We start from the raw sequence: 7,694 nt of genomic DNA on the forward strand, positions 1-7,694 counted from the left end.
CGGCGCCCCCGGTGCCGCAGGAACGCGAGCGAGGTCGCGTACGCCTCGTACTGCGTCACCGCCCGCGCACCCGCCTTGCCGAAGTGGTGCCCCGCGTAGTCGCGGGCCATCCGCCGCGCGCGCATCGAGCCCAGCGCGTAAGGCTCGGCCGGCGTCAGCCACCCCGCGGCCGCGTACGCGGGCAGTTCCTCGCGCACGGTCCGCAGCTCCCGCTGCCGGGTCCAGATCACCAGCCAGGTCAGCAGCCCGAACGCCGGCACCATGAAGGCCGCGTACACCCCGAAGAACCCGTACTGGCCGAAGGTGGAGGAGCCGTTCCAGATGGCGTGCATGCCCATCGCGAGCAGCAGCCCGCACAGGGGGACCAGCACCCGCCGTACGTGCTGCCGGTCGGCCGCCGCCGCGGCGATGCCGAATCCGATCCCGCTCAGCACGGTGAACAGGGGGTGCGCGAAGGGTGACATGACGATGCGGACGAAGAAGGTCGCGGCCGTCACGGAGGCGATGCCCCGGTCACCGGTGAGCTGGTCGGTGCCGAAGGCGGTGCCCAGGTAGAGGATGTTCTCGGTGAACGCGAAGCCGGTGGCGGTGACCCCGGCTATGACCACCCCGTCGACGATCCCCGTGAAGTCACGTCTGCGGAACAGGAAGACGAGCAGCACGGCCGCCGCCTTGGCGGACTCCTCGACTATGGGCGCTATGACGGTGGCGCCCAGGGTGTCGGCGCTCGACGGATCCGCCGTCGCCGTCGCTATCCACCGCGTCGCGAAGCTGTTGGCGACGATCGCTATCAACGCGGCCGCGCAGGCACCCCAGGCGAAGGAGAACAGCAGGTTGCGCCAGGGGCCGGGGGCGACCCGGTCGAGCCAGCGGAAGGCGGCTATGAGCAGCGGCACGGGCAGGACGGCGAGGCCCAGCCCGACCAGGAAGCCCTCCGTGCCGGTCTGTTGGCGGACCAGGGCGAGGATGACCAGCCCCGAGAGGGCCAGCAGGGCGCTGAGCGCGCCGTAGCGCACCGAGCGCCGCTGCCACCAGTGCGCGTGCCCGAGCGACCCGCCCGCGGGAGCGCCGGGGTACGGCGGTTGCGGCGGATGTGTCGGATACGGGGAACTCGTGGCCACGGCATTGACCCTAACGAGGGAAGGCGCCGCCCGCAGGAGGCCGACGGGCCTCAGGCGCCGGTGAGGGGCTGGTCGTGATGGGGTACGCGACGGAAGAGCAGGTCGTTCACGACATGTCCCTTCTCCAGCCCCTGCCCCTCGAAACGGGTGAACGGACGGAAGTCCGGACGCGGCGCGAAACCGCCGTCGGGCATGGTGTTCTCGAACTCCGGATGCGCCGTCAGTACCTCGAGCATCTGTTCGGCGTACGGCTCCCAGTCCGTCGCGCAGTGCACGATCCCGCCCGGTCGGATCCGGGCGGCGGCGAGGTCGAGGAACTCCGGCTGGATCAGCCGCCGCTTGTGGTGCCGCTTCTTGGGCCAGGGGTCGGGGAAGTAGACGCGCAGCCCGTCGAGGGAGTCGGGGGTCAGCATCTCGCGCAGCAGGATGATGGCGTCCCCGTTGCCGACCCGGACGTTGGACAGACCGCCCTGGTCGGCGAGGTTGAGGAGGTTGCCCTGGCCGGGCGTGTGCACGTCCACGGCGAGGATGTTGGTCTCCGGGTCCGCGGCGGCCATCTGCGCGGTCGCCTCGCCCATGCCGAACCCGATCTCCAGCACCACCCGGTTCGCGTTGCCGAACAGCTCCGTCAGGTCGAGGGTGTGCCGCCCGTCGATGTCCAGCCCCCACTTGGGCCACAGCCGCTGCAGGGCGTCCGCCTGGCCCGCGGTCACCCGGCTGCGCCGCGGCTGGAAACTGCGGATCCGCCGCTCGAAGTGCGACCCGGCCGGATCGGCCTTCGGCCCGTCGGGGAACCGCGGCTCGCCCTTGGCCCGGGTGTGCCGGATGGAGACACCGGGGGCGTGCGAGGTGTGCTCGCCGCTGCCGGCGCGTTCGGGGGTGGTGTGGGAGTCAGACACAGTGAGGTCGATTTTACGGCGGCTCACCCCGTGCGTTTCGGCGGCTCACACCGAGCCCAGCATCGCCAGGGCCCTGCGCGCCACCTCCCGCCCGATCGGCAGTGAGGCCGTGGCCGCGGGAGAGGGCGCGTTCAGCACGTGCACGGTCCGCGCGCCCTCCTTGATCAGGAAGTCGTCCGCCAGCGAACCGTCCCGCAGCACCGCCTGCGCCCGGACCCCGGCGGCGGTCGGCACGAGGTCGTCCGCGGTCACCGTGGGCAGCAGCCTGCGCACCGCCGTCGTGAACGCGTGCTTGGACACCGACCGGCGCAGCTCCCCGGCGCCGTAGCGCCAGTGCTGCCGGGCCATGTGCCAGGACCCGGGCCACGCCAGTGTCCCGGCCACCTCGCGCGGTCGTACGACACCCCAGCCGTACCCCTCGCGGGCCAGCGCCGGAACCGCGTTCGGCCCGACGTGCACGCCTCCGTCGATCCCGCGCGTGAGGTGCACCCCGAGGAACGGGAACGCCGGGTCCGGCACCGGGTACACCAGGCCGCGCACCAGCTCGGGCCGGGCCAGCGAGAAGTACTCGCCACGGAACGGCACGATCCGCATCTCCGGGTCGTCCCCGGTCAGCCGCGCCACCTCGTCGCAGTACAGCCCCGCGCAGTTCACCATCACGCGCGCGCGGACGACGTCCCCGGCGGCCGTGCGGACGGCGACCCCGCGCTCCGGGCGCCGGTCGACCCGCTCCACCCGCGCCCCGTAGCGGATCTCCGCGCCCGAGGCGTCCGCCAGCTGACGGGCCACGCCCACGAAGTCGCAGATCCCGGTCGTCCCGACGTGTATCGCGGCCAGGCCGCTCACCTCAGGTTCGTACTCCCCGATCTGGGAGCCGCCCAGCTCTCGCACCGGAATCCCGTTCTCCCGGCCGCGCTGCACCAGGGCGTGCAGTCGGGGGAGCTCCTCGCGCTCGGTGGCGACGATCAGCTTTCCGGTGACGGCGTGCGCGATGCCGTACTCGGCGCAGAACTTCACCATCTCGGCCGCGCCCCGCACGGCGTACCGGGCCTTGAGCGAGCCGGGCCGGTAGTAGACCCCGCTGTGGATGACCCCGCTGTTGCGCCCCGTCTGGTGCCGGGCGGGGCCGGACTCCTTCTCCAGCACCGTCACCCGGGTGCCCGGGGCGGCACGCGTGATCGCGTACGCCGTCGACAACCCGACGATGCCACCGCCGACCACCAGCACGTCGCAGTCGTAAGCGATCTCATGCCGCACCTGCACCACCTCCGCCTCCGATAGTGCACTGCGCCACTGACATCGTGTTCAAACTGCCTCGCGTCGCATTATGCGGGTGCCATCAGCAACGGCCGCGCCCGCTCCCGCAGCTCCACCACCCGCGGCTCGTCCCCGTACGGCTCCAGGCGGTGCAGGAGGTCCTTCACGTACTCGGTGGTGCGGGCCGAGGAAATGCGCCCCGCGACCTCCACCGCCCGCACGCCCTGCTCGCAGGCCGCGTCGAGGTTGCCCGACTCGAGCTCGGCGACCGCCGAGACCACCAGGCGCAGCCCGTGCGACCGTACGAACTCCTCCGTCGGCTGGGAGAGGGCCTGCTCCGTGAAGCGCCGCACCTGCCGGGGCGCCTTGAGGTCCCGGTAGCACTCGGCGGCGTCCGCGGCGAACCGGTCGTAGGAGTAGAAGCCGAGCCAGGACGGGTCGTTGTCGCCCTCCCGGGACCGCTCCAGCCAGCCCTCTGCGGCCTTGAGCGCGGCCCCGGCGGCCTGCGCGTCACCCGCGCGCGCGTGCGCGCGGGCCTCGACCAGCCGGAAGAAGCTCATGGTGCGGGCGGTGGCCAGTCCCCGGTTGCGCTCCAGGGCGGCCTGCGCGAGATCGACGCCCTCGTCGCCGAAGCCCCGGTACGTGGCCTGCAGCGACATCGACGCCAGCACATAGCCGCCGAGCGGCACGTCGGCCGCCGCGCGCGCGAGCCGCAGCGCCTGGATGTAGTACCGCTGCGCGGCCTCCTGCTGCCCGGTGTCGAAGGCCATCCACCCGGCGAGCCGGGTCAGCTCCGCGCTCGCCCCGAACAGGGCGCGCCCGACCTCGTCCGAGTACGAGCCCAGCAGCAGCGGCGCCGCCTCGACCCGTAAACACTCGGGCACCATCGACGAACGCCAGTCGCCGCCTCCGTACTTGGAGTCCCAGCGCCTGGCGTCCTCGGCGGCCTCCCGCAGCTTCTGCACATCGCTGTGGCCGACTTTGAGCGGTGCGCCCGAGCCCTCCGCGGAGTTCGCCTCGCGCGCCACCGACGAGTCGGCCGGGGTTATCAGCCACCGTGAGGCGGGCGTCGCGTACGCGCTTACTGCGAACGATCCGGCCAGCGACTGCCAGATGCCGCCGGAGCCGGCCCGGCGCCCGGCGAGGTCGAGTCGGTACAGCTCCGTCGCCGAGCGCACCGCCTGTCCTACGTCCCTGGGGAAGGCGAGGCCCACTTCGGGTGCGGGATCCGCGTCCGCCAGACCGATCTCGTGGAGCGGTACCGGGCGGCCGAGCTTCTGGCCGATCGCGGCGGCGATGAGGTGCGGCGCGGCGCCCTGCGGCACCATGCCCTTCGACACCCAGCGCGCCACCGAGGTCTTGTCGTAGCGAAGAGTCAGTCCCCGCTGGGCGCCGAGGTCGTTGACGCGTCGGGCGAGGCCTGCGTTGCTGATTCCCGCGAGGGCGAGAACGGCGCCGAGCTTTTCGTTCGGCCCGCGTTGCTCCCTGGACATTGCGCCACCCCTCGACACAGACGGCTGCCGCGTTGGCATAACCACGCGGCATTCGTAAACCCAGCGTAGTTCGCCGCATCCCAAGCGTTAAGGGGCATTGTTCCGGATGGCGGGATTGTGGTCCGTACTGAAGTGCGGGTCCGATACGCGCAGTTGCGTCGTGCCCCCGCCGTGTGGCCGTGCGCCCGTCCGTGCGCTCTTCTCCGGCCATCGGGGGAGCGCTTCCATGGATGCTGCGTGGGTCGGCCCGCTGTACTGGATCCAGTGGGCTGGGGGACACCGCCGCCTACATCCCCGCGGGCGGCGGACCGGTCCGGGAGGTGAATCCCACCTCCCGGGCTGCGCACCTGACATGGCGGTGCGCAGAGCATGTACGGAGCGTGTGCACACCTGTCCCCGCGTCCCGGATTTGGCCGAAAATCGACCCCGCGTTCCTTCCCGGATTACGGCTCCCACCACGGTACTTGAGGGCGCGAACGGCGTTTTCGGGGAGCGTTTCGGGGGCGCATTCGCGTCGCAGACACCTTCTTCCGCCTGGGTGTTGACGCCTTCGGGATCTCCCCGCAAAGGTGAGCGCCCCGGCGCGTTCCGGGGGTCATAAGCGGCTCCACCGCCCCGCCGGCACGCGTTCTTCATGGCAGCATGGTGAACCGGTTCGTGCGGTGCACTGGTTGTCCACAGCCTGTGGAGGCGTCGATGCGGTGGTTGGTGGGATGGAGCAGCACCGCCGCGGTGGCCGCCGGGATCGGTTCCGCGGGGGCGACCGGATTCGACGGCGAGACCGTGCACCCGGTGGGCTCCCAGCTCCTGTGGGGCGACCCCGACCCGCTGTGGGCGGTCGGCGACTGGCGCCCCGACGAGGTGCGCGTGGTGCGGGCCGACCCGCAGACCCGGATCGCGGTCCTGGGCACCTGCGGAGCGTCCGACGAGGAACTGAGGGTCGGTCTGTTCGCGGCGCGCGGGGGCGCGTTGCGGCATCTGACGGCCTGGCCGGGAAGCTACACCGCCATCGTCCAGGTCGGCCGCCGCCTCACCGTCTGCGGCGATCTGGCCGGCGCGCGCCCGGTGTTCTACACCCCCTGGGCCGGCGGCACGGCGTACGCGACCGCGGCCCTGCCGCTCGCCGACCTCATCGAGGCCAACCTCGACTTCGGCCACCTCGCCGCCCTGCTCGCCGCCCCAGACGTGCCGGCGGCCCTGGACGACTCCACCCCCTACGACGGCGTACGGCGCATTCCGCCGGGGCACGCGCTCATCCTGCGCGCCGGGGCGCGCGAGATCGCCGGCTACGAGCCGGTCGCCTCCCTCGCCGTGGCGGCGCCCTCCGCAGACCCCGACAGCGCGGTGGACGCGGTGCGCGACGCGCTGGTGGAGGCGGTACGCGCGCGTCTGTCGGCACCGCGGCACGTCCCGGGCGTCGACATGGACCCCGGCCCCGTCCCCGGCATGGGGCCCGCCGAACGCCGTGCCGCACGCGGCATGCCGGTCGCGGGCATCGGCGCCGACCTCTCCGGCGGCCCCGCCTCGGGCACCCTCGCGCTCCTGGCCGCCGGTCTGCCGGGCATGCCGGGCACGGTCCTCGGCCACGGCACGGGCGCGGGCGAGCGCCTGCTGGCGGTGACCTTCAACGACCTGGTGGTGGGCGGGCGCGAGGCGGAGGTGGAACGGGCGGGCGCCCTGGCGGCCAATCCGCGCCTGCACCACGTGGTGGTGACCGGCGGCGAGGACACCCTGCCGTACGCCGACCTGGACGGCCCGCTGACCGACGAACCGGGCCAGTCCCTGGTCACGGCCGCCCGCCACCGCGCCCGCCTCGCCGCCGGCAGCGCTGACCACTTCACCGGCTACGGCGCCCGCCAGGTCCTCGACGCCCACCCCGCCCGGCTGGCCGACCTCCTGATGGACCGCAAACGCCGCCACCTGGTACGCCCGGTCGCCGCCCTCGCCAAGGCGGACGGCTCCGTGATGGTCCCCGCGCGCGTGTACGGCGCCGCGCGGAGACTCGCGCGCACGCCGTACCGGGCGGGCCTCGAACTGCTCGCCGAGCGCCTCCTCCAGCGCCGTTTCGACGAACCCGGAGGCGCCGTCGGAGCCTCCCTGGCCGCCCTCACCTGGGCCAGACCGGGCCCCGCGGCACGCTGGCTGACCGGCGAGGCGCTCGCTGAAGTATCGGTTCGCCTGCAGGCGGCCACGAACCGCTCCGGGATGGGCCCGGGCCAACGTCCCGGCGACCACCGCGCGCGTGCCGCCCTCGCCCGCCAGGCGGCGGACCTCCGCGTCCTCGAACAGGCGGCCGAGATCCGCTCCCAGCGGCTGCACGCCCCGTTCCTCGACAACCAGGTCGTCCGCGCCTGCCGCACGCTCCCGGAGGCTTTGCGCGTCCAGCCGGGCGCCCGCGCGGACATCCTCCGTACGGTCCTGGAGGGCGCCGGCGTACGGGACCTCCCGCCCGGCTGGGGCGCCCCGTCCCACGCGTCTGCGGCGGTCGCCGCCCGCACCGGCCTGAGAGTCGCCGCGGACTCCCTGATGACCCTCTTCGGCACGCCCCTACTGGCGGAGGCGGGTCTGGTCGAGGCAAGGGTGGTCCGCAAGGCCCTGCGCGCGGCGGCACAGGGCGAGCCCCTACCCCTGGACGGCCTGGCCGACCTGGTCTCCCTCGAACTCTGGCTCCGCCGCCTCCTGGCCCGCCGAGGCACCTGCTGGACAGGCACCCCGGCCCGCCAACGAGCGGTCCCGGCGGGCATCACTCCGAAACGGGGCGCGCTGGCTTCGGGCGGGGGAGCGGGCGTGGCGTGAGGGAACGGTGCCTCTGAAGGGCGGGGTGGTGTGCGTTCAGCCCGTCCGGCGTTTGAGGCGGGGTTGGTGTGTCTTCAGCCCGTCCGGCGTTTGAGGACGAGGCCCGAAGGGCCGATGGGGGTCCGGGG

Annotated in this window: 5 protein-coding genes; 1 reads left to right on the forward strand and 4 read right to left on the reverse strand. The window is 73.3% G+C overall.

Translation table 11 applies throughout. The annotated features are described in order from the left end of the window. From GRC12_RS39365 to GRC12_RS39380, 4 genes are all read right to left on the reverse strand, one after another. A partial coding sequence (locus GRC12_RS39365; protein WP_208785257.1) for a PrsW family intramembrane metalloprotease occupies positions 1-1,121 on the reverse strand: 1,121 nt, incomplete at its 3' end. A 50-nt stretch (positions 1,122-1,171) separates the two neighbouring features. After that, positions 1,172-2,020 carry a tRNA (guanosine(46)-N7)-methyltransferase TrmB gene (trmB, locus tag GRC12_RS39370; RefSeq protein ID WP_208785265.1) on the reverse strand — a complete coding sequence of 283 codons (849 nt, stop codon included), beginning with the start codon at positions 2,018-2,020 and terminating at the stop codon, positions 1,172-1,174. A 45-nt stretch (positions 2,021-2,065) separates the two neighbouring features. Further along, positions 2,066-3,286: an L-2-hydroxyglutarate oxidase gene (gene lhgO, locus GRC12_RS39375; RefSeq protein WP_208785266.1), complete on the reverse strand. Its 1,221-nt coding sequence runs from the start codon at positions 3,284-3,286 to the stop codon at positions 2,066-2,068. Between the two features lie 59 nt (positions 3,287-3,345). Next, entirely contained in the window at positions 3,346-4,770 is a 1,425-nt protein-coding gene (locus GRC12_RS39380; RefSeq protein WP_133049016.1) for an MFS transporter, read from the reverse strand. A gap of 696 nt (positions 4,771-5,466) precedes the next feature. Between GRC12_RS39380 and GRC12_RS39385 the strand changes: the two genes are divergently transcribed. Further along, positions 5,467-7,566, forward strand: coding sequence for an asparagine synthase-related protein (locus tag GRC12_RS39385; protein ID WP_208785267.1), 2,100 nt, complete (start codon positions 5,467-5,469; stop codon positions 7,564-7,566). Positions 7,567-7,694: the final 128 nt, after the last annotated feature.

The organism is Streptomyces griseorubiginosus, from assembly GCF_017614965.1.
GTDB lineage: Bacteria > Actinomycetota > Actinomycetes > Streptomycetales > Streptomycetaceae > Streptomyces > Streptomyces griseorubiginosus_B.